Genomic DNA, 21958 nt, shown 5'->3' on the forward strand with positions numbered 1-21958 from the left:
CTTCCAATGTCGGCGAAATGGACGGACGTGATCACCACACGGCGGGACATCTCGGGACGTCCTTGGTACGGTTGAAGACGTCCCTACAGGTCCCGAGGGGTGGGCATGCCGAACGAGCGGCTACGAGACGCGCTGATGCGCAATGGGCTGACCCTGGATCAGGTCGCCAGGGCCGTGAACGTCGATCCGAAGACGGTCGAACGGTGGATCACCAAGGAGCGGACGCCGTACCCGAAGCACCGGCACAAGATCGCCGCGATGACTCGGGAGTCGGAAAGCTACCTCTGGCCGCAGGCGATCCCCCCGGAACGCAAGGCTGAGACCGCCGCCGCCGAGGTGGTCCGTGTGTTCCCGCATCGGAACGCGATTCCGGTCGAGCTGTGGGACCGGCTCATCGACGACGCCGAGAGCACGGTCGAAATCCTTGTCCACGCGGCGTTGTTCCTGGTTGAGCGGCCGAGGTTCGTCAAGGACCTGGCGGGCAAGGCCGAGAACGGAGCAAAGGTCCGGCTGCTGTTCGGTGATCCCGACGGTGGCAGCGTGGCGCTACGCAGCGAGGAAGAACAGCTCGGAGTAGGCACACTCGCCGCACGTATCCGTAATGCGCTGGCGTACTACCGGCCGTTGCAGGGAGTCGAGGGCGTGGACATGCGGTTCCATAACACCACGCTCTACAACTCGATCTTCCGCTTCGATGACGAAATGATCATCAACACCCACGTCTACGGCTTCCAAGGCGCACACGCACCATCGCTGCACCTGCGCAGGCTCTCCGCAGGCGATCTGTTCGAGACCTATTCCGAGAGCTTCGAATCCGCCTGGAATCTCTCTCGCCCAGCCACCTTCTAGGAGGCAGCATGGCCCGCAGGGACTACTACCACGACACGAACGCACCGGCCGCCAACAGCATCGCCATCGCTGTCAGTGCGTTCATCCAGGACGAGCAAGGCCGGATACTGATGATCCGCCGGACGGACAACGACTACTACGCCATACCTGGCGGCCAGCTCGAACTAGGGGAGACGCTGACGCAGGCGGCCGTGCGCGAGGTCCGCGAGGAGACCGGCATCGAATGCGAGGTGACCGGCCTGATCGGGATCTACTCCAACCCGAACCACGTCATCGCTTACGACGACGGCGAGGTCCGCCAGGAGTTCTCGATCTGCTTCCGCGCCAAGCCCCTCGGCGGCGAAATGCGGACGAGCAGCGAGAGCAAGGAAGTGCACTGCGTGGACGTGGACTCTCTGCCGAGTCTGGGCATCCACCCCTCTATAAGACTCCGCCTCGAACACGCACTTGAGAATTCCTCAATGCCCTTTTACTCCTAGGGTTCGGTAGAACGGCGGCTGGCAGTACGGCAGCGTTGCTACTCACGCAGAAAACTTCGACGGATGACTGGATTTGGGCGAACAGCAAGGAGATCACCGCGTGAGCGACCTCAACCACCTGCTCGGCGTCGACTTCGGTATCCCTGGCTATCGGCCGCACTGGCACGACAGTGCCGACTCGGTGATAGTCCGCCACGGCCACCGGCTTGCTTCCCTTGTCGGCAGGCGTTTCACTCGCTGCTGGTTTGTCTGGGACCACAGCAACGCCACGTGGTTCGCGGACTGCCCGGTCGTCTTCGACTTCGACGGCGAACAGGTCGAGGTCAACCACATGAAATTCACCGAAGTGTCGATCACGTGGAACTCCATCGACACGACTAAAGACCCTGTGTGGCCGACGTCCGATGACTTCCGCCTGACCTGGCGCGCCGACGTCCTTTCCGGTGTGGCCGACCTGCAACATCAGCGCCTCAACGCCGTCGACGTGCTCGAATGGGTCGGCGGTCGCGACGACATCGCGAACGGAACGGTCGCCCTCAGCTTTGTGATGACCGGCGGTCGTATGACCGTCTACAACGCCCTGGACGAGAACGGCATCAAGGTCGGCGACCTGGATTCGAACTGGCGCCGGCGCCCCCTGCGCTGACCGGCGAACCAGAAGCCAGCCTTGCGACTTACGGGACGTACGGCGTGTCGACTGTCTGTTGTGGATTTCCATCGGTGTGAATAAGTCCGCGGCAGAGTCCTACGCCAGCACCGAAAGCACCTTGCGGTGAGGCCGATCTTCGGTGGAGACAACACGGTTCGTGCAATCGATACCGTGGTCGGGCCGTTCGAGTCGTATGCCGCTCGTGGCCGGGATCCGTTCCCGGCCACGAGCGGCATGGATCGTGGTGGTCACCGCATGTGGCCGCCGACGAACGCCTCGGCGCTCCTCATCGGCTGCGCTGGTACGAGCGGCTCAGTTGCTGCCCCAGTCGAGTCGGTCGGCCAGGCCTGCCGCGGTGAAGGCGTCATGCAGGTCGTCGCGTCCCTCCGTGAAGTGCGCCCAGCCCTCGAAATGCACGGGAACGATCCTGCGGGCGCCGAGAATGCCGCTGGCCTCGGCCGCCTGGGTGCTGTCGAATACGACCGGCTTGCCGCCGAAAAGCATCGGGGAACTGGGTGCGCCGGCGAACATGATGGCGGTGTCCACAGGGGCGAAGCGCTCGGTGATCTCGCGGACCAAATCCAGGGAGGCGTTGTCCCCGCTGACGTAGACGGTCGGCAGTCCTTCCCCAGTGAGCACGAAGCCGACGACCTGGCCGGCGATGGGCTCCACTTCTTCGCGGGCAGCCGGTCCGTGGATGGCGGGGACGGCTGTGACGGTGACCGTGCCCCCATCGGGACGGTCGAGTTCGACGGCTTCCCAGTCGGCCAGGCCCCTGGCCTTGTCGCCGAGCCGCTCGCCGCCACCCGGGGTGGTGAGCGTCAAGGGAACGTCGGCAAGCAGGGCTCGGCCGGAGTTGTCGAGGTTGTCGGCGTGCTCGTCGTGGGAGAGCAGCACCACGTCCACCCGGCCCAGGTCGGCGGGGGAGCCCTGCGGGGAACTCGTCTTGGTCAGCACAGGCCCGGCGCTCTCGTAGTCGCCGGGGCCGTCGAAGGTCGGGTCGGTCAGGAAGCGCAGGCCGCCGTAGTCGAACAGGGCGGTGGGGCCCCCGAAGACGCGGACGGGGAACTGCGCGGTCGCTGAAGCGGGCATGGGAATCCTCTCACGGATGTTGCTGGATCAACCGTGATGCACGGTAATCGTTTCTCACGGATGAATGCAAGTTGGACCATGAGGCTCATGGATGTGGCACTGCGGTACCATGAGGTCGTGGACGAGATCGCGACGGTGGATCACGAGTTGCCGCCCGCGCCCGGCGAGGACGAACACCTCTCGCTCGCGCTGGCGAACAGCGTCATTGCGCTGCCGGGTGGTCACTTCATCGATCACCTGGGCACCCCGGACGCGGCGAACCGGTGGCTGACCGAGCGCGACTTGGCGCCGGTGGATTCCGGTATGCGCGACATGTGCGCCTCCCAGCTGCGGTCTCTGCGTGAGCAGGTCAGGGCGCTGTTCGCCGCGCGTGTATCGGCGCTGCCGGCGATCCCTGCAGCCTTGTCGTCGATCAATGATGCGTTGACGCGGGTGCCCACGGCCCCGCTCCTGCAGTGGGACGACAAGGCGGGCCCGTACCGCGCTGCACCGCATCCGACGACCCAGATCGTCGACCACGCGTTGGCCACCCTCGCCGCGGATGCCGCCGACCTGTTGACCTCGGACGAGGCAGACCGGCTCACGGCCTGCGGTTCGGCCCCGTGTACCCGGTTCCTGGTCCGCCGTGGTCGTCGCACATGGTGCTCGACGCGTTGCGGTGACCGTGCGCGCGCCGCGCGGGCCTACGCCAGGCGCACTGGCCGTGATACGCCGTGACCGCCTGCGGTGCACTGCTGGTCGAGCAGGGACACCTGGAGGAAGCGACGGCCGTCTACCGCACCGATCTCGTTTTCAGCGACTCGCTGGCTCGTCGCCGAACAATGCATAATTGGAACGGCTCGTCGGAATTCGCCGTTCAATCCATCTGCGAGACAACATGCGGGTCAATAGCGAAATGTGATCCACGCTGCGAAAACTTGTGGAATCGCACCGATTAGTCGGCCGGACCCACCGCCGCGCGACGTAGCCCGCGTGTGGGTGGCAGCGCCGCTCGACGGCGGCGCGCGAATCCTCTGGCCGAGTTGGTGGAACCATCCGGGTGTGCAGACGTCGAACTGTAAGGATTCTTCGCCTGGCTCGCCGAAGAGCCAGGCCGGCATCCGGAGCAGGAAGGAGATCGACGTCGTCGTCGCGTTTCGGGAAACGTGCGCGCAGGCAAGTGTGGGCTCGTAGACTGCGCGGTAGAGCAGCGTGAGCGCGGGCGTTGGCGCCAGACACTGGAGGGAACACTGATGAGCCGCCGATTCGACCCAGAGCAGATTGCCGACCTCGCCAAGAAGGTCGGCAACCTCAAGGACGGCTACAGCAAGGCGGGCACGGACCTGGGTGATGGCGACCCTGGAGGCGCGTACGGCGATCTGCGCAACGCGGCCAGCGCGGGTAAGACGATGCAGGGATTCTACAGTGGCGTGAACAATGAGCTGGGTGCCGCCGCGAAGCTCGTCGACGCCGCTTCCCAAGCACTGGCCAACGCTGCTGAGCTCATGCGGAACGACGAGGACCAGGGCGTGTACACCTTCGGTGGTGGCAAGTCCGAGCGGGCTTGATCGGAATCAGGACGGGAACCAGGGGATTTACCGATGACCACCACAGGACAGCAGTTGAGTGCGCTCGACGATCCGTCGCGTGACCGTCCGGCGTCGATGGACGCCATCGACAAACATGCCGAACAGGCAGGAAAGCTCGACGCGCGAGCGCTGAACGACCAGGCAGAAAAGGTCAACGGAGCCGCCACCAGCGCCAATGATCTCGGCGACGATCTCAAAGTCTTCCGCGACGACGTGCTGCGCGAATGGGACGGCAAAGACGCTGACGCCCTCGGCGACCACCTCGAACAGCTGAGCAAGGCCAGCTACAAGGTCAGCGACAAGGCCGAGGCAGCCAAGAGCATTCTCCAGCGCGTGTCCGAGATTCTTGAGGACGTCAAGAAAAAGGTCACAAACCTTGCTGAGCAAGCCAACGACAACGACGCGGACAACCGCAAACTGATCAGCGCCGCTCGGCAGCGGAAGAACAGCTCCGACGACGAGAACGAGATCGAATCCGCCGCGTCCGACATCGAACGGCTTCGGCAGCTCAATGAGAAAGACTCCAATGGCAAAAAGGAGGAGATCGAGCAGGCGCTGGAAAACGCCGAGAAAGAGATCGACGCCCTCCTCGAACCCCTCGGCCTGGAGATCGAGGGCGGTTTCGTGGAGCTGCTGCCCGCCGACACCAGCCAAACCACGCCGCAGAGCGCCGGCCCTGGCCCCGTCAATGCCGGTGGCAGTCCACCTCCAGCCGTCGGCGGCGGTGGAGGCGGTGGTGGCGGCGACAGTAGCGGTGGCGGGGTCGCCGCGGTCCAGGGGGACGGGAGGCCCGCAAAGCCGATCGAAGCCCGAGGTGACAACCCGGCCAAGATCGCCGAGAGGTTCCTCGGCCGCAACGCGGGCGACCTCAAGGGCAGCGGTGAGCTGCCCGCGATGCAGTCCTGGGTGCCCAACGACGTCAACTGCGCGAACTTCGTCTCCGGCTGCCTGGAAGCGGCAGGCCTGATCGACGAAAGCCAGGCCAGCGCCTCAGTCGCGGAACTGCGAGCCAACCTCAAGGCGGACGGCTGGACGACGGTGTCATTGTCCGAGGCGCAGCCCGGTGACGTGGTGGTCTCGAACGGCGGCGGGCACGTCGTGCTGTATGCCGGCGACGGTCAGTTCATCGGCTCGAACAACATCAACCCCGACGGTTCGCAACAGATCAGCATGGGTGGCGGCGGCGGTCTCGTCGAGATCCTCCGGCCGCCGAGCTGAGCCTGCTCGCGCGGAATCAGAATCCGAACAACGCGCGCGGCGCCGCGTGCTTGTCCGGCCAGGTCAGCCAGGCCACATCGGTCGGGCCGATGGCCTGGTCGGACAAGCGCCAGGACTCGGCGTCATTGTCGGCACCCGCATCGTCAGTCTTCCTGAGCAGTACGGCGTAGGCATCGGACATGACGCCGTCGGCCCGGCGTGACTCGTAGACAGTGCCGGCATAGTTCGGGCGACCGCCGTCGGCGCCGCGCGTTCTCCCCTGCAGGAAAACCCAAGGTCCAATTCGGTCGAGGCGTTCCACCTCCACCTGAACGCGATCGCCGAAGACCTCACGAAGCGGCGCGGTGGCGGCGTGGTGTACCGCCTTCCGGACCGGGTCGTCGGGGTCCAGCGATTGCGGGACGGATTGCGCGGACGGGGTGTGCATCAAGCTACCTCCCAATAGCAGGGCAGCGATTCGGCCGACGGCAGCAACCGCATCCTGGCATCGACGTCAGATCCTGCAGATCAACCAGCCTGGCCCCGACGATGCTACAGCGTCGGGGGAGCGTAGTCCTGACTTCGGGCAAGTGCCCCCCCGGGCGTCGTCCGGGCAGGCCTGTCTCGGAACCGTGGTGCTTGTGCCGTCCGTGCCACGGATTCAGCCTGCCCGGTCATAAACGACGAGCCCGTCCGCTCGCACTCGCGCTCCTGCTGTGGGTGGGTGCGGCGTCAACCGTCCATCGTGCATGAGGTGCCGGACCGGTACATCCCTGCTCAGTACCAGGAAGTCCGCGACGATCCGGCGATGGCAGCGCCACCACACGCTCTCGCTGCACATCACCACGGTGCGTGTCGAACGCGCACTGGCGATCAGGTCGTCGACTGCTTCGAGGAACCGGGCGTCGCGGGTGTAGCCGGCGTATCCGCGGAAGGAATCGTTGCGCCAGAAGGTGTCCGGTGAATCAGCGGCCACTTTGCGGAAACCACCCAAGCGCTGTTCCCAGCGATACCCGATCCCGACGACAGGCAGCCATTCGCGCAAGCGCTCCCGTCCGGCGTCCGGGTTTTGCCTGCTGCCGGGTGCGGTGCGGATGTCGACCAGTGACTCGATGTCCGCGTCGTGCAACAACGCGGACAACTCGTCCTTCCCGGCGGTACCGTGCCCGACCGTCAGCAACTCCATCGGCGATCAGTTCCCCGCGTTGTAACCAGTTCCATACCCTCCCTGGTACCCGCGCACGGCCCGTGGTACACCTGCGGCGTCGGTTCAGCGCCCCAGTCTGCGGCGGACTTCGCGGGTTGCGAGGTAGGCCGCGACGTCCGAATAGCGTTCCGTCTGGTTGGCGAACTCCACGTACGCTCTGGCTCGGGTAAGCCAATCCAGGGTCGAGGGGCGGACGTCGGCAATCGCACGTTCGACTGCTGCCATGGTCACCGGTGGTTCGGTACCAGCGGTCAGGGCCTGGTCGCTGGTGGCGTCGGTGGCCCGCTGTACCACGGCTTCAAGATCGGCCCCACTGCACAACGGCGTGGCCGAGGCAACCCTGGCAACATCGATGCCCTCGGTCGGGATGTCGTGCAGCAGCACCCGCATGGTTTCGGCTCGTGCCGCCTCGTCGGCTCTGTCATCACGGGTTCACAACATGTGACCGCCGCTGCGTGCAGACTGTTACAGACCGTGGCCACGTGTCGATATACAGCATGTGCCACTTTTCGATCATTGCGTGCGGGAGGACTAAGTGCCAACGGACCATCAGGTCGTGGCCAGCCGATTCCGGCTGCTCGGGCCTATCGGCAAGGGCAACATGGGCGAGGTTCACCGTGCTGAGGATTGCGAGGCACCCGAAGGCTCTGCAAGCCGCATCGTCGCGGTGAAGCTCGTCCTGCACAGCCGCTCCGGCACGCTCATCGACTCTGGGTCCGACGCGAAGGCGGTCCAGCGCTTCGGTCGTGAAGTGCGCATCATGCAACGGCTCAGCCATCCCAACTTCCCCCGTATCGTCGACGGGGGTGTGGACTCTGCCGGCCTGGCCTACCTGGCGATGGAGTATCTCGACGGACGATCACTCCGCGACCTGGTCTGTGAGTATCCGCAGTCGCCGGTCTCCTGGGTCGCGGCCCTGGGCGCGCAGATCGCCGACGGCTTGTCCGTGGCGCACACCGCCGGTGTGATTCACCGCGATCTCAAGCCGTCGAATGTGATGGTGTTGCGCGGCGGCGCGGTCAAGGTTCTCGACTTCGGTATGGGACGGATCGTCGACGACGCCAAGGACGCCCAGCTCACCAGCACCGGCGTCACGGTCGGCACCGCCCGCTACATGGCTCCTGAGCAGTTCCGCGCATCTGCAGTGGGACCGGCGGCGGACCTCTACGCCCTCGGCTGTGTGTTGTTCGAACTTCTCACTGGTGTCCCACCGTTCCACAGTGAGTCCGCGCACGAACTCGGGCAGAAGCATCTCGACGAGGCGCCACCACCCGTCGGGCCTCTGCGCTCGGACGTGCCCAAGGAGCTGACGAGACTCATCGAGAGCCTGCTGATGAAGAATCCGGTCGATCGGCCGGTCGACGCAGTCGCCGTCCGCGAGGCCCTGCTGCCGCTCGCGGTGGGTGAGGAGAGCCTCCACGGATGGAATGCCTTGAATCCCGTGGAGTGGCTTGCCGAGACCCACAAGCCCACCCGAGTGAACCCTGTGAGCGATTCCGACAACCGTCAGGCCGCAACAGGCATGGACGTCTTCGGGGTCCATCGGAAGCTCATCACCGACTACCGGTCGTTCACCGAGGGGGGAACAATCATCCGCGACGACCGGATCGCGTCGTTCGTCGAGGACGATCTGGACGCGAAGTCCCAGTGGCCCGACCCCTGGCTGTCGCTGAACCCCTTCTTCGCCTCCGGCGGCACAGTGCTGGAGCTGGCGAACTCAGCTGTCCTGGACGAGGAATGCACGCGCATCTTTCAGTCAGGCAAGACCGAGGGCGCCACGATGTGCGACGGCCGCCCGCTCACGCTCCATCGCCATCAGCGCGAGGCGATCGACGCCGCGCGGTCCGGCGAGTCCTACGTCCTCACCACGGGAACGGGCTCCGGCAAGTCGCTCGCCTACATCGTGCCGATCGTCGACAAGGTCCTCAAGGCTCGCAAAGAAGAGGGCCCGGACACACCAAAACGAGTTCGCGCGATCATCGTGTACCCGATGAACGCTCTGGCCAACAGCCAACTCAAGGAACTCGACAAGTTTCTTCTCGACGGCTACGGCAAGGGCCGAGAGCCGGTGACCTACGCCCGCTACACCGGTCAGGAGGGTGACGAGCGGCGCAAGGAGATTCGCGACAATCCGCCGGACATCCTGCTCACCAACTACGTGATGCTGGAGCTGATGCTCACGCGGCCCGACGACCGGCGTTCGCTGATCAAGATGGCCAGCGGCTTGGAATTCCTCGTCCTCGACGAGTTGCACACCTACCGGGGCCGCCAGGGCGCGGACGTGGCCCTGCTCATCCGCCGAGTCCGCGAAGCGTGCCAGGCCGAGCGCCTGCAGTGCGTGGGCACCTCCGCCACCATGTCCAGTGAGGGCACCTTCGCCGATCAGCGAAAGGTCGTGGCTCGTGTCGCGTCCAATCTCTTCGGCACCACCGTGCGCCCCGGCAACGTCATCGGCGAGACCCTCGTACGCGCCACCGGCGAGACGCCCGACACGGTGCAGGCCGAGCGGCTCCGGTTGCCCGGTGCGCCGCGCGCCTACGCGGATTTGGTGGCCGACCCGCTCGCCCGCTGGATCGAGACGCGCTTCGGTCTCGCCACCGAGGAAGGGACGGGCCGGCTGGTCCGGCAGCGTCCCGCCAAGATCGAGGACGCGGCGGCCGAACTCGCCCTCGACAGTGGGCTGGCCGAGGAGGACTGCGCGGAGGCGATCCGCCGGACGCTCTCAGCAGGTTCGGAAGCCAGGAACCCCGTCACCGAACGCCCCCTGTTCGCCTTCCGGCTGCACCAGTTTCTGTCCAAGGGCGACACCGTCTACGTCACCATCGAGGACAAGTCGTCTCGCCATCTGACGCGCGACTACCAACTCGTCCAGCCGGGCTCGGGTGGCAAGGTCCTGCTGCCGTTGGCCTTCTGCCGTGAGTGCGGCCAGGAGTACCTGACGGTGTGGCGGAAGTCGAAGGACGGCAGCACGGTTTACGAGCCGCGCCAGGACACGGCCGCGACCGGTGGCCGCGCCGGGGACGGCTACCTCTACATCGACCCCGAACGCCCCTGGCCCCGCACAACCGAGGAGGCCATCGCCGACAGGCGCCTCCCAGAGTCCTGGCTGGACGTCGACGACCACGGTCAGGAGGTCGTGCGGGACTCCTACCAGAAGCGGTTGCCTAAATCCGCCTTCGTGGACCCCTACGGAACCGAGGGCCAGGGTGATCTCACGGCCGCGTTCATCCCCGCGCCGTTCCTGTTCTGTCTGCACTGCGGAGTGAGCTACGAGCAGACCCGCGGGAAGGACTTCGCCAAACTGGCCACCCTTGCCCAGGAGGGTCGTTCCTCGGCGACCTCACTCGTCTCCGCCTCCATCGTGCGCTCCCTGAAAAACACTCCCGCCGAGGCGCTCGACAAGAAGGCCCGCAAGCTCCTCACGTTCGTCGACAATCGGCAGGACGCCTCCCTGCAGGCGGGTCATTTCAACGACTTCGTGCAGATCACCCAACTGCGCGCTGCCCTGTATCAGGCGGCGGTCGAGGCGGGGGAGGAAGGCATCCGGCACGAGGAACTCGCCTCCCGGGTCGCGGATACGCTGGGTCTGGGACTGGCCGATTACGCGGGCGAAGCGGATCTGCCGCCCTCACTGGCCCGCAACGCCGCCAAGACCTTGCGGGACGTCATCGCCTTCCGGCTCTACCTCGATCTGCAGCGCGGGTGGCGGGTGACAATGCCCAACCTGGAGCAAACCGGCCTGCTGGAGATCCACTACGAGGACCTGGAGTGGATCGCCGGCCGGGACGACCGCTGGGCCAAGGCGTACCCGGACCTGCGCGACGCCGAACCGGGCCGTCGCGCCGAGATCATGCGCGTGCTGCTGGACGAGATGCGCAGGGCGCTCGCCGTGGACGTGCAGTACTTCCGCGACGACTTCGACACCCTGCAGCGCGCCAGCGAGGAGCGACTCGTCGACCCCTGGGTGCTGTCGATGAGTGATCGTCCTCAGCTGGGCACCGCCTATCCGCAGGGTTCCAAGCCGGGCATGGACCGCTCGGGCCTGTTCCTGTCCGGCCGTGGCAAGTTCGGCAAGTACCTGCGCCGGGTGCATTTCACGGATCTGTCGACCGACGACGCCCAGAAGGTGATCGCGGATCTGCTCGACGTGCTGGCCGACGCCCAACTACTGCAGAAGTTCGACACGATGCCGCAGCGGGCCGGCCGCTTCCGGCGGTCCGCGGGACCGACGATCACCGGCTACCGCATCGCTGCCAGGGCGTTCATCTGGCGGGCCGGGACCGGTGAGACCGGCACCCACGATCCGCTCACCCGCACCTACGCCAGCGGTGACGGCCCTCGGGTCAACACGTTCTTCCGCGACCTGTACGGCAGCGCAGCCGGTGCCCTCGGCGGCATGGCCGCCAGGGAACACACCGCCCAGGTCTCCCCGGAGGAACGGGAGCGGCGTGAGGAGGAATTCCGCAAGGGCCAGCTCAAGTTGCTCTACTGCTCACCGACGATGGAGCTGGGCGTGGACATCTCCGAGCTCAACGCCGTCATGATGCGCAACGTCCCGCCCACCCCCGCCAACTACGCGCAGCGCAGTGGCCGCGCGGGCCGCTCCGGTCAACCTGCGCTGGTCACCACCTACTGCGCCACCGGCAACAGTCACGACCAGTACTACTTCCGCCGCTCGGATCGGATGGTCGCCGGAGCCGTCGCCCCGCCCCGCCTCGACCTCGCCAACGAGGACTTGGTGCGCTCCCACGTCCAGGCCATCTGGCTGGCCGAATCCGGACTCAAGCTGGGCCGCGCGATTCCCGAGATCATCGACATCGGCTACGCCGAGGACGCCCGCAGACCCGACCCCGCGCTGCCGCTGCACGAGCATGTCGCCGTCGTTATGCACGACTCCGGAGCGCAGCGGCGCGCCGTGTCGGCTTCCCGCCAGGTTCTCGGCGGCCTACTGGCCGACTTCGCGGACACAGCCTGGTGGCACGATCTGTGGATCGAGGACACCGTGCGGGCCGCCGGCGAGCAGTTCGACCGCGGCTTCGACCGCTGGCGAGATCTGTTCAGGGCCGCGCTGGTGGACCAGGCCGAGCAAAACCGCAGGGTGCTTGACCACACTCTGTCCGAGCGCGACCGCAACTCCGCGGTCCGGCGCCGGAAGGAAGCGGAAACTCAGCTCAATCTGTTGAAGAACGAGAGTGTGGACAGCAAGTCAGTGTTGTCGGACTTCAGTCCCTACCGCTATCTCGCCAGTGAGGGTTTCCTGCCCGGCTACTCGTTCCCGCGTCTGCCGCTCGCCGCCTACATCCCCACCACGGGTCGTCGCTTCGGTGAGGGCGACTACCTCCAGCGCCCCCGGTTCCTGGCCATTCGCGAGTTCGGTCCGGGCGCGCTCATCTACCACGAAGGAGCCCGCTACCAGGTCACCCGGATTCAGCTGCCCCCCGACGCCACCGGCGACGTGGTCACCACCAGCGCCAAGCGCTGCGCCGCCTGCGGCTATCACCACGATATCCAGGAGAACGCCGACAACTGCCAGATGTGCGATGCGCGGTTGCCGGCAGCCTCGACCGGCCTGCTCCAGTTGCACACCGTCTACACGAGGCAGCGGGAGCGGATCTCTTCGGACGAGGAGGAGCGCAGGCGAGCGGGTTTCCGGTTGGTGACCTCCTACCGGTTCCACGACCATGGGGCCCGCCCCGGCCGCCGGGACGCCACGGTTTCCGACTCCGACGGCACGATCGCCACCGTGACCTACGGCGACTCCGCGACGGTGCGTATCACCAATGTCGGTCGTCTGGCCGCCAAGGAGAACGAGCCGGACGGGTTCTGGCTCGACCCCGCGGACGGGCGCTGGATGAACGAACGCGATGCGGGCGAGGCGTCCGGTGACTCCAGCGAGATGCCCATCGTCGACGCCGACGGCAACGAGAAGCGCCGCAAGAAGCGCGTAATCCCCTACGTCCAGGACCGCCGCAACATCTTGGTGGTCAAGCTCGCCGCAGCACTGCCGGAGGCGGTCGCTCTGTCGTTGATGTATGCGCTGGAACGTGGCATCGAAGCCGCCTTCGAGCTGGAGGACTCCGAGTTGACCAGCGAACTCCTGCCACCCGAGGAGGGCGACAGAGACCGAATGCTGTTCACCGAGGCCGCCGAGGGCGGTGCTGGTGTGCTGCGGCTGATGCAATCCCAGCCGGACGCGCTGAAGCAGGCCGCGGCGGTCGCCTTGGAGATCTGCCACTTCGAGCTCGACGGCACCGACAGGGGCGGTCCGCACCCTGACCGGCTTTGCGCGCGCGGCTGCTACGAGTGCCTGCTCACCTACGGCAACCAGCCCAACCACCTCGCGATCGACCGGCACTCGGTCCGTGAGCTGCTGTTGCGCTTCGCGGACGCGCAGGCACTTGCCGCCGGCCGTGGCGAATCCCGCTCCGAGCAGTTGACGCGGCTTGCCGGGCAGTCGGACACCCGGTTGGAGGAAAAGCTCATCTCCTGGCTCAAGGACCACGGGTTGCGTTTGCCTGACGAGGCGCAGACCTTCCTCCCCGAGGCTCTTGCCCGGCCCGACTTCGTCTACCGGCTGCCCGGTGCCAGCGTCGCCGTCTTTGTCGACGGCCCGATGCACGAGTACCCGTCGGTCGCCGAACGCGATGTCGAAGCGGAGGACCGTCTGCTCGACAAGGGCTGGGACGTGGTGCGGTTCCCGCACGACGGCGACTGGGCCGGCATAGCCAAGAATTTCGAGCGCTACTTCGGGCCCGGCGTGGGCGTCTGACGACGAAAGAGACGACGACAAAGATGACGACCACCTTCACCACAGGTTCCCTGGTCTCCGCCCGTGGACGCGACTGGGTCGTGCTGCCGGACAGCGCCGACGACATGCTGGTCCTGCGGCCGTTGGGCGGGGCCGACGACGATGTTGCCGCCGTCTTCCCGGCGTTCGAGCAGGTTCGTCACGCCGAGTTCGAGCGGCCGTCGGCCGATGACCTCGGCGACGCGCTCGCCGCGGGTTTACTTCGCTCCGCGCTGCGGATCGGTTTCCGCTCCGGCGCCGGGCCGTTCCGCTCGCTCGCGGGGATCGCCGTCGAGCCACGTGCCTACCAGCTTGTTCCGCTGATGATGGCCCTGCGACAGAAGACCGTGCGCATGCTGATCTCCGATGACGTCGGTATCGGCAAGACCGTCGAGGCCGGCGTCATCGCCAGCGAACTGCTCGCGCAGGGAAGCGCCCGGGGGCTTGCCGTGCTGTGCTCGCCCGCCTTGGCCGAGCAGTGGCAGGACGAGCTGCGCACCAAGTTCGGCATCGACGCGGAGCTGGTCCTGGCCTCCACGGTCTCGAAGCTGGAACGCGGGCTCGACCTGGGGCAGTCGCTGTTCGACAAGCATCCGCACGTGGTGGTGTCCACCGACTACATCAAGTCCACCCGCCACCGGGACGACTTCGTGAAGCACTGTCCCGACCTGGTCGTCGTGGACGAGGCGCACACCTGCGTCACCGCGGATGAGACCGCCTCCACCCAAAGTCAGCTGCGCTACGAGTTGCTCCAGCGCGTCGCCGCCGACATGGATCGCCATCTGCTTCTGGTGACCGCGACCCCGCACAGCGGCAAGGAGAGCGCCTTCCGCGCGCTGCTCGGCCTCGTCAAGCCGGAACTGGCCACGGCCGACTTTGATTCGGACCGGGGCCGAAAGCTACTCGCCGCGCATTTCGTGCAGCGCAAGCGCGCCGATGTGCGCCAGTTCCTCACCGTGAATGACGGGCTGGCCGACGACAGTTTGCGCGAGGAGACCGCGTTTCCCTCGGACCGGTTCTTCAAGGACGAGACCTACCGGCTTTCCCCGGCCTACCGGGCCCTGCTCGACGACGCCATCGCCTATGCCAGTGAGCGCGTCACGAATGCTGGTGAGCAGGGCAAGCGCGAGGCCCGCATCGCCTGGTGGTCGGCGATCGCGCTGCTGCGGTCCCTCGTCTCGTCACCGAGGGCCGCTGCTCAGACCCTGCGCACCCGGTCCGCGGCGGCGACGGCCGCGACGGTCGAGGAAGCCGACCGGCTCGGTGCCCCGTTGATCCGGGACTCCCCGGACAGCGACGGGCTGGAAGGTGTCGACGTCGCCCCCGGGGCGGAGACCGACGACGCGGGCGCGCGGCTCGCCGAACTGGCCGACCGTGCGGCGCAACTGGAGGGAACGACCGAGGATCGGAAGCTGGCCGCTCTGGTCAAGCACCTCAAGGCCTTGCTGGCCGACGGTTACCACCCGATCGTTTTCTGCCGCTATATCCCCACCGCCGAGTATGTGGCCGAATATCTGGACGGCAAGATCGGCAAGAAGACCGTGGTGCGTGCCGTCACCGGAACGCTCTCCCCACAGCAGCGGCTGCAGCGGATCGAGGCGCTGGCCGAGGAGGCCGGCGCGGATGCCGCCGCCCGCCGCGTGCTCGTCGCCACCGACTGCCTCTCCGAGGGCGTGAACCTCCAGCATCACTTCGACGCCGTGGTGCACTACGACCTGGCCTGGAACCCCACTCGGCACGATCAGCGTGAAGGCCGTGTCGACCGCTACGGCCAGAAGAGGGACACCGTCAAGGTCGTCACGCTCTACGGCAGCGACAACGGCATCGACGGGAAGGTCCTCGAAGTTCTCATCAAGAAGCACCGGCAGATCCAGAAGGACTTGGGCATCTCGGTGTCGGTCCCCGACGCCGCCTCTTCCGGGGTGACGGACGCGATCGTGGAATGGTTGCTGATGCGCAGCCGCCGCCCGGAGCAGGCGGAGCTGTTCGAGGCCGAGACGTTCAGCAGCAAGACGGCCGCGCTGGAGGTGGACTGGAAGTCGGCCGCCGAACGGGAGAAGACGTCCCGCTCGCGTTTCGCCCAGCGCGCCATCCATCCCCAGGAGGTCGCCCGCGAGGTCGCCGCGGTGCGGGACACCTTGGGCCGTACGGAGGAGACCCGCGACTTCGTCCGGCAGGCGTTGGCCGCGCTGGAAGCCGTCCTGCGAGACGAGGCCGGAGACGATTTCACCGCCGATCTGAGTGGCACACCTGTCGGACTCCGCGACGCCCTCGCGCCGATGCTCGGCGGCGACGCCGTCGAGGCGGGACGCCGCGTACCGTTCCGCACGACGGCAGCGGTGGCGCGCGGCGAGGCCGCCCTGGTCCGGACCGACCCGGTGGTCGGCGCGCTCGCCGGGTACGTCCTCAACGCGGCGCTCGACGGCAAGGCCGTCGGGCCGAGGCCAGCCCGCCGTTGCGGGGTCATCCGCACGAGGAGCGTCGACACCCGAACGACGCTCCTGCTGGTCCGCTACCGTTTCCACCTCACGCTGCCGTCCAGGGTGGGGGAGCGGCAACTGGTCGCCGAGGACGCCCGCCTGCTCGCATTCCAGGGTTCGCCGTCCAACGCCACCTGGTTGCCCGCCGAGGATGCCCTGGCGCTGCTGGATTTGAGTGCCGACGAGAACACCGACCCGGTGTTCGGCGAGCGCACGATGCAACGCGTGCTGGACGGGCTGTCCGCCGCGAACCCGCACCTGGAGTCCTATGGGGACAATCTCGCGGCCGAACTGCTCGCCTCACACCGCCGGGTGCGCAGCGCCTCCGGTGAGATCGTCCGCGGCGTGAACGTGTCCGCGCAGAAACCCGCCGACATCCTCGGCGCCTACGTGTACCTGCCAGTGTCCGGAGGGGCCGCCTGATGTCCGCTGTTGCTCGTAATCAGGTCTTCTCCGCGGTCCACACCATCGGTGGCCTTTTGCCCGCCGACATGTTGGTGCGCATCTCCGAAGGCAAGGATGTCGGCGGTTGCTTGCCCGCTGACTATCGCGTGATCGGCTCGCGTTCGGTGCGTGATGACGCTGAACGTCATTGGGACTATCTCAAGACTGTGTGGAGTGAGCTGCGGGAGAAGCTTCCCGTCGCCCCGGAGGCCGACGTCCCGGCAGACCCCACGGGGCTGGCGATCACGCAGTGGCTAGCGCCGCTGTTCGCCGAGCTCGGCTTCGGTGAGCTGACCGCGATCGGGGACACGGGCATCGCCTCCGACGATGGCGGCAAGGCCTTCGCGATCAGCCACCGCTGGAACCACGTGCCCGTGCACCTGGCCGGATGGAATGCCTCGCTTGACAAGCGGCCGGGCGGTGCGGGCACGGTGCCGCCGCAGTCGTTGGTGCAGGAATGCCTGAATCGCTCCGAGGCCCACCTGTGGGGAGTGATCACCAACGGCCGGCAGGTGCGCCTACTGCGCGACTCCAGCGCCTTGGCCACCGCCTCCTACGTCGAATTCGACCTGGAAGCCATCTTCGACGGCGAGTTGTTCAGCGAGTTCGTCCTGCTGTATCGGCTGCTGCACGTCTCCCGCTTCACGATCGCCGAGGGCGCGGCGCCAGCGACATGCTGGCTGGAAACGTGGCGCGGAGAGGCCATCAAGTCCGGCACCCGGGCGCTCGACCAGCTCCGAAACGGGGTTCAGAAGGCGATCACTACCTTGGGCACGGGATTCCTCAGGCACCCCGACAACGCGACGCTGAGGGAGGACGTCGACGTCGCCGCGGTCCACAATGCCCTGCTGCGGCTCGTCTACCGGCTGCTGTTCGTTTTCGTCGCAGAGGACCGGGACGTATTGCACGCACCGGACGCGAGCGAGCAGGCTCGGCAACGGTATGCCGCGTACTTCTCGACGGCGAGGCTGCGGGCGCACGCGCGGCGACGCCGGGGCAGCGCCCACGACGACCTCTACCAAGCCCTGCGGATTGTTCTGGACGCACTCGGTGACGAGGACGGACGCCCAGAACTCGGCTTGCCTGGCCTCGGTGGCATTTTCGACGACACAGAAGCCGACGCCCCGCTGCACGGTTTGTCATTGGCCAACGGCGACCTGCTGGCCGCCGTGCGGCACCTCTCGCAGGTCCGAGACGTGGGATCGCGCCGCTGGCGCTCGATCGACTACCGGCACCTGGACGCCGAGGAATTGGGCTCCATCTACGAATCGCTGCTGGAGCAGGTTCCCAGGCACAGCCCGATGGATCGCAGCTTCGAGCTGGAGAATCTCGCGGGCAACACCCGGAAGACCACTGGCTCTTACTACACGCCGTCGTCATTGATCGAGTGTCTGCTGAACTCGACATTGGACCCAATCATTGATGACGCCGTGAAGCGCGGCGAGCAGGCGGCCACGACGGCGGGGGAGGCGGATCCAGCGGAATCGATCGCAGCCGAGTTGCTGTCCCTGACAATCTGCGACCCTGCCTGCGGTTCAGGGCATTTCCTCGTCGCCGCCGCCCGCCGCATCGCCAAGCGAGTGGCGGCGGTACGGGAACGCAATCCCGAACCCACGCTGGACGCCGTTCGCCAGGCCCTGCACGAGGTCATCGCCCGCTGTGTCTACGGCGTGGACCTCAATCCGATGGCCGTCGAACTCGCGAAGGTGTCGCTGTGGTTGGAAGCCTTGGAGCCTGGCAAGCCTCTGGGCTTCCTCGACGCGCACGTCAAGTGCGGCAACGCGCTCATCGGTACGACCCCGGCGCTGCTGCGCGGTGGTATCCCGGACGAGGCGTTCAAGCCAATCGAAGGAGACGACAAGAAGTACGCAAAGACTCTTGAACGGCAGAACACGAGCGAGCGCCACGGCCAGCGCGGGCTGTTCGACCTCGGCACCGAGACGAAGGTGGCGAACTCTGTGTTCGCCTCCGGTTTGCGCCGGATCACCAGCGCGCCATCGGACACATTGGTCGACGTACGCCGCCAGGAGTCCGCGTACCGCGAGTTCGCGGAGTCGGCAGACTATGTGCGCGCGCTGCATGTGGCCGACGCCTGGTGCGCGGCCTTCTTGTGGCGCAAGACCACCGATACTCCGCTCGCGATCACAGAGGAAGTGTTCCGTAACCTCCAAGATCCGGAAGCCGACGCGGCGCCTCAACGCACACACGACGAGATCGCCCACCTCCGCGACCAGTATCGCTTCTTCCATTGGCACCTGGAGTTTCCCGACGTGTTCACCGTCTCCGAGACAGGCGCGGGCGGCGACGAGGCGAGCGGTTGGGCGGGCGGCTTCGACTGCGTACTGGGCAACCCGCCGTGGGAACACCTGGAACTCAAGGAACAGGAGTTCTTTTCGTCGCGCGCTCCGGAGATCGCGGCTGCGTCGGGCTCAAAGCGCAAGAAGCACATTGAGAGGCTTGAAGCGCATGATCCGGTACTTCACCAGGCGTATGAAGACGCAAAACGCCAGATTGACGGAATGCGGCAGTTTGCCAGCAACTCGCAGGTCTTCCCGTTGTGCGGCAGAGGGCGCATCAAGACGGATTCCATATTTGCAGAGCAAGGGCTGCGCTTGACTGGGCCTCGCGGCCGGATGGGCGTGCTCGTCCCCACCGGCATCGCCACGGATGCCACGACTCAGTACTTCTTCAAAGACCTCGTACTGCGTGGTTCTCTGGCCGCGCTCTACGACTTCGAGAACGCGGCGCCGCTCTTTCTCAGCGTTCACCGCTCATTCAAGTTTTGCATCCTGTCCCTCGCGGGACGTGCGCTCCGGGAACCGGCGGCAAGCTTTGCCTTCTTCCTCCACGAGCCGGCTGAACTCGACGACGCCGACAAGGCTTTCGCTCTCACCCCCGATGAGATCACCCTTCTCAATCCCAACACCGGCACTTGCCCGATCTTCCGTTCCCGGCGAGACGCCGAAATCACTCTCGACATCTACCGCCGAGTTCCGGTGCTCATCAGGGAACCTGACGAACACGGCCAGGGTGGCAGCAATCCGTGGAGTGTGTCATTCATGCAGGGGTTGTTCAACATGACCAGCGACTCTCACCTTTTCCATTCACGAGAGGACCTGGAAGCGGACGGCTGGACCCTCTCCGGCAACGTCTTCAGCAAAGGCACCCAGCGGAGGTTGCCACTGTACGAGGCGAAGATGCTCCACCACTACGACCACCGCTGGGCCACCTACGACGAGCACGGCGCCACGCATGACTTCACTCTTGAGGAGAAGCAGGACCCCGACGCCGTCGTTCTCCCGCGCTACTGGGTGTCCGAAGATGACGTGCCGACCGATCGCCTCGACAAAGACGGCAAACGGATCTATGAAGCGGGAGTGAGCACCCGCCTGGCCGCTAAGGGTTGGGACCGCGGCTGGCTCCTCGGGTTTCGCAAGATTTGTCGGGCTACGGACGAGCGCACAGCAGTCGCCTTCGCTTTTACGAAGGGAGGTTTAGGTGACTCCGGGAACGTAATCATTCCGTCATCGAGTAAGTCAACCGAACTTTTGTACGCGAATATGGTGTCGCTAGTGCTAGATTACACTCTGCGCCAGAAACTTGGTGGAACCAATCTAAATTTTTTCCAGTTCGAGCAGCTTCCGTTTCTGACCCCTGAGAGTTCGCGGAACCACCGTGACTTCATAGGTCCTCGAGTTTTGGAGCTGACCTACACCGCCCACGACATGCGCGCCTTCGCCTGTGACCTTGGCGACACCGACGCTCCATTCGTCTGGAGCGAGGAACGCCGCGCCCTGATCCGAGCTGAGTTGGACGCGCTCTTCTTCCACCTATACGGGATCTCGCGCGACGACGCGGCGTACATCCTCGACACGTTCCCAATCGTCAAGCGCAAGGACGAGGCCAAGTACGGCACCTATCGCACCAAGGACCTGATTTTGGCCGAGTACGACCGGATGGCGGCTGCTGGGGTCGGCCTCACCGATCCGCTCATCGATGGCGAGAACTACAACTCCAAACTCACCCCGCGCCCCGGCCAAGGCCCCCGGCACTCAGCACGGTGAGGAGCGCGGACAGTCAGGAAGCTTGAGGGAGATGCGTACCTAGCCGCACAGGTACCTGGGGGTTGAATGTCAGTTGAGAATCTGGCTGGGTCAATCGAGCAGGCACTCGCGTCCTGGCCAGCTCCTGCGTTGTCCGAAGCTCTTGCCGGTGTCGAGGAAGCTCGGGTCGTGCTGGTGCAGATCGCGGAGGGCAGTGATGCCCCCGAACTGCCCGAAGCCATCGCAGGGCTTGGCCAGGCGACTGACGAAGTAGTGTCGATCCAGCAGTTGCGTGAACGTCTGCACGACGTGCTCGGGGCTTACCTGACAAATCTCGGAGTCACCGCCGCACCGGTGGTTACCCATCCGGTGCCGCTGAAGTCGACTGAACCGCCACGGCAGCGGTCATCGCCACCCGATCCCGCGTTGATCGCCGAGGCGCAACGACAGGGCCACAAGATCAGCCCGAATCGAGTGGTGCGTATCGCCCGCGCTCGCGACGACCGTGTGGTATGGCTGGAGAAGGGCGACGAGCGCAGCGGCCTGCAGCACATCATGAAACCGGTCCGAATCACAAACTTCGAGAGGCAAGGAATTGTCGGCGACGAGATTGTGGACGCCATATTCACTGCTCTTGTGCACGGAAAACCCAAGGGCGTTTCCGGCGGTGACCGGACCGTCTACGAGTTCTCGCACCGGGGACAGCCCAGACGTATGGCTATTTCTGTTTCGGCCAACGGTTACATTGTCGGCGCCAACCCGGTATCACTGACGAGAAAGTTGAGGCCATTACCATGACGGATACGAGCAGCGACCTGGTAATCATGTTGCAGTTCGATTGGGGTACCGGTCCGTTCTGGGTCTCGGTCGGTGATGACATTCCCTACGACGTTGACGTCGATGACCTCTGGGAGGTCGTCGTGCTCAGTGATGAGCTGCTCGCGGCCGTGGCCGAGTGGGACGATCGGATGCAGAGCACCTACAACGATGAGACTCCGCAGGACATCGGGATACGCGACCCGGTGGAAGAGGCGAAGTGGGTCGCGGACGGTCGGGATTTGGCGCGGCGGATGAAGGGCGAGGTTGGGCCACGCGTGCGAGTGGAGTACTCGGCTCTCGGTGACACACCCGAAGTCATCGAAGCGTGATCCTTCGCCCAGCAC

15 protein-coding genes are annotated in these 21958 nt (G+C 65.9%); 11 read left to right on the forward strand and 4 right to left on the reverse strand.

What is annotated here, in order from left to right:
- Positions 1-105: 105 nt before the first annotated feature.
- From D0C15_RS03010 to D0C15_RS03020, 3 genes are all read left to right on the forward strand, one after another.
- Positions 106-849 (forward strand): DUF5919 domain-containing protein, encoded by a 744-nt coding sequence (locus tag D0C15_RS03010; RefSeq protein WP_116040779.1) that lies wholly within the window; start codon positions 106-108, stop codon positions 847-849.
- 8 nt (positions 850-857) lie between these two features.
- Complete coding sequence (locus tag D0C15_RS03015) at positions 858-1328, forward strand: NUDIX hydrolase (protein ID WP_116040780.1); 471 nt, start codon at positions 858-860, stop codon at positions 1326-1328.
- Between the two features lie 100 nt (positions 1329-1428).
- Entirely contained in the window at positions 1429-1974 is a 546-nt protein-coding gene (locus D0C15_RS03020; RefSeq protein ID WP_245975529.1) for a hypothetical protein, read from the forward strand.
- Positions 1975-2289: 315 nt separating this feature from the next.
- Here the strand turns inward: D0C15_RS03020 and D0C15_RS03025 are convergent, their stop codons facing one another.
- On the reverse strand, positions 2290-3069 hold the full coding sequence (locus D0C15_RS03025) for an MBL fold metallo-hydrolase (RefSeq protein ID WP_116040781.1): 780 nt from the start codon (positions 3067-3069) through the stop codon (positions 2290-2292).
- 87 nt (positions 3070-3156) lie between these two features.
- On the opposite strand from D0C15_RS03025, the gene D0C15_RS03030 reads away from it, so the two are divergent.
- The 3 genes from D0C15_RS03030 to D0C15_RS03040 all read left to right on the forward strand — a co-directional run bounded on the left by D0C15_RS03030 (position 3157) and on the right by D0C15_RS03040 (position 5855).
- Entirely contained in the window at positions 3157-3786 is a 630-nt protein-coding gene (locus tag D0C15_RS03030) for a CGNR zinc finger domain-containing protein (protein ID WP_116040782.1), read from the forward strand.
- A gap of 515 nt (positions 3787-4301) precedes the next feature.
- On the forward strand, positions 4302-4616 hold the full coding sequence (locus tag D0C15_RS03035) for a hypothetical protein (RefSeq protein WP_116040783.1): 315 nt from the start codon (positions 4302-4304) through the stop codon (positions 4614-4616).
- A gap of 54 nt (positions 4617-4670) precedes the next feature.
- Positions 4671-5855: a peptidoglycan-binding protein gene (locus D0C15_RS03040; RefSeq protein WP_245975530.1), complete on the forward strand. Its 1185-nt coding sequence runs from the start codon at positions 4671-4673 to the stop codon at positions 5853-5855.
- A gap of 16 nt (positions 5856-5871) precedes the next feature.
- Here D0C15_RS03040 and D0C15_RS03045 read toward each other — a convergent pair whose 3' ends face one another.
- The 3 genes from D0C15_RS03045 to D0C15_RS03055 all read right to left on the reverse strand — a co-directional run bounded on the left by D0C15_RS03045 (position 5872) and on the right by D0C15_RS03055 (position 7431).
- The gene (locus tag D0C15_RS03045; protein WP_116040785.1) at positions 5872-6282 is read right to left on the reverse strand and encodes a hypothetical protein; all 411 of its coding nucleotides are present in this window, start codon (positions 6280-6282) and stop codon (positions 5872-5874) included.
- Positions 6283-6495: 213 nt separating this feature from the next.
- Positions 6496-7020, reverse strand: a complete 525-nt coding sequence (locus D0C15_RS03050; protein ID WP_116040786.1) for a DUF488 domain-containing protein — start codon at positions 7018-7020, stop codon at positions 6496-6498.
- Positions 7021-7104: 84 nt separating this feature from the next.
- Complete coding sequence (locus tag D0C15_RS03055; protein ID WP_116040787.1) at positions 7105-7431, reverse strand: hypothetical protein; 327 nt, start codon at positions 7429-7431, stop codon at positions 7105-7107.
- Between the two features lie 166 nt (positions 7432-7597).
- On the opposite strand from D0C15_RS03055, the gene D0C15_RS03060 reads away from it, so the two are divergent.
- From D0C15_RS03060 to D0C15_RS03080, 5 genes are all read left to right on the forward strand, one after another.
- Complete coding sequence (locus tag D0C15_RS03060; RefSeq protein WP_245975531.1) at positions 7598-13810, forward strand: protein kinase domain-containing protein; 6213 nt, start codon at positions 7598-7600, stop codon at positions 13808-13810.
- A 23-nt stretch (positions 13811-13833) separates the two neighbouring features.
- Positions 13834-16731, forward strand: a complete 2898-nt coding sequence (locus D0C15_RS03065) for a DEAD/DEAH box helicase (protein ID WP_116040789.1) — start codon at positions 13834-13836, stop codon at positions 16729-16731.
- Positions 16731-20816, forward strand: coding sequence for an Eco57I restriction-modification methylase domain-containing protein (locus D0C15_RS03070; protein ID WP_116040790.1), 4086 nt, complete (start codon positions 16731-16733; stop codon positions 20814-20816). Before D0C15_RS03065 ends, D0C15_RS03070 begins: the two co-directional genes overlap by 1 nt.
- A 168-nt stretch (positions 20817-20984) precedes the next feature.
- Positions 20985-21593, forward strand: coding sequence for a hypothetical protein (locus D0C15_RS34615; RefSeq protein ID WP_245975532.1), 609 nt, complete (start codon positions 20985-20987; stop codon positions 21591-21593).
- Positions 21594-21619: 26 nt separating this feature from the next.
- A complete protein-coding gene (locus D0C15_RS03080; protein ID WP_245975533.1) occupies positions 21620-21943 on the forward strand; it encodes a hypothetical protein in 324 nt (107 codons plus the stop codon).
- Positions 21944-21958 lie beyond the last annotated feature (15 nt).

It is taken from the genome of Amycolatopsis palatopharyngis, assembly GCF_003385185.1.
In the GTDB taxonomy this organism is placed as follows: domain Bacteria; phylum Actinomycetota; class Actinomycetes; order Mycobacteriales; family Pseudonocardiaceae; genus Amycolatopsis; species Amycolatopsis palatopharyngis.

Coding starts and splice junctions, on each gene's coding strand:
- D0C15_RS03035 (WP_116040783.1), top strand. CDS start 4,302: ATGAGCCGCCGATTCGACCCAGAGCAGATTGCCGACCTCGCCAAGAAG.
- D0C15_RS03025 (WP_116040781.1), bottom strand. CDS start 3,069: ATGCCCGCTTCAGCGACCGCGCAGTTCCCCGTCCGCGTCTTCGGGGGC.
- D0C15_RS03015 (WP_116040780.1), top strand. CDS start 858: ATGGCCCGCAGGGACTACTACCACGACACGAACGCACCGGCCGCCAAC.
- D0C15_RS03080 (WP_245975533.1), top strand. CDS start 21,620: ATGTTGCAGTTCGATTGGGGTACCGGTCCGTTCTGGGTCTCGGTCGGT.
- D0C15_RS03050 (WP_116040786.1), bottom strand. CDS start 7,020: ATGGAGTTGCTGACGGTCGGGCACGGTACCGCCGGGAAGGACGAGTTG.
- D0C15_RS03030 (WP_116040782.1), top strand. CDS start 3,157: ATGGATGTGGCACTGCGGTACCATGAGGTCGTGGACGAGATCGCGACG.
- D0C15_RS03010 (WP_116040779.1), top strand. CDS start 106: ATGCCGAACGAGCGGCTACGAGACGCGCTGATGCGCAATGGGCTGACC.
- D0C15_RS03070 (WP_116040790.1), top strand. CDS start 16,731: ATGTCCGCTGTTGCTCGTAATCAGGTCTTCTCCGCGGTCCACACCATC.
- D0C15_RS03045 (WP_116040785.1), bottom strand. CDS start 6,282: ATGCACACCCCGTCCGCGCAATCCGTCCCGCAATCGCTGGACCCCGAC.
- D0C15_RS03055 (WP_116040787.1), bottom strand. CDS start 7,431: ATGCGGGTGCTGCTGCACGACATCCCGACCGAGGGCATCGATGTTGCC.
- D0C15_RS03065 (WP_116040789.1), top strand. CDS start 13,834: ATGACGACCACCTTCACCACAGGTTCCCTGGTCTCCGCCCGTGGACGC.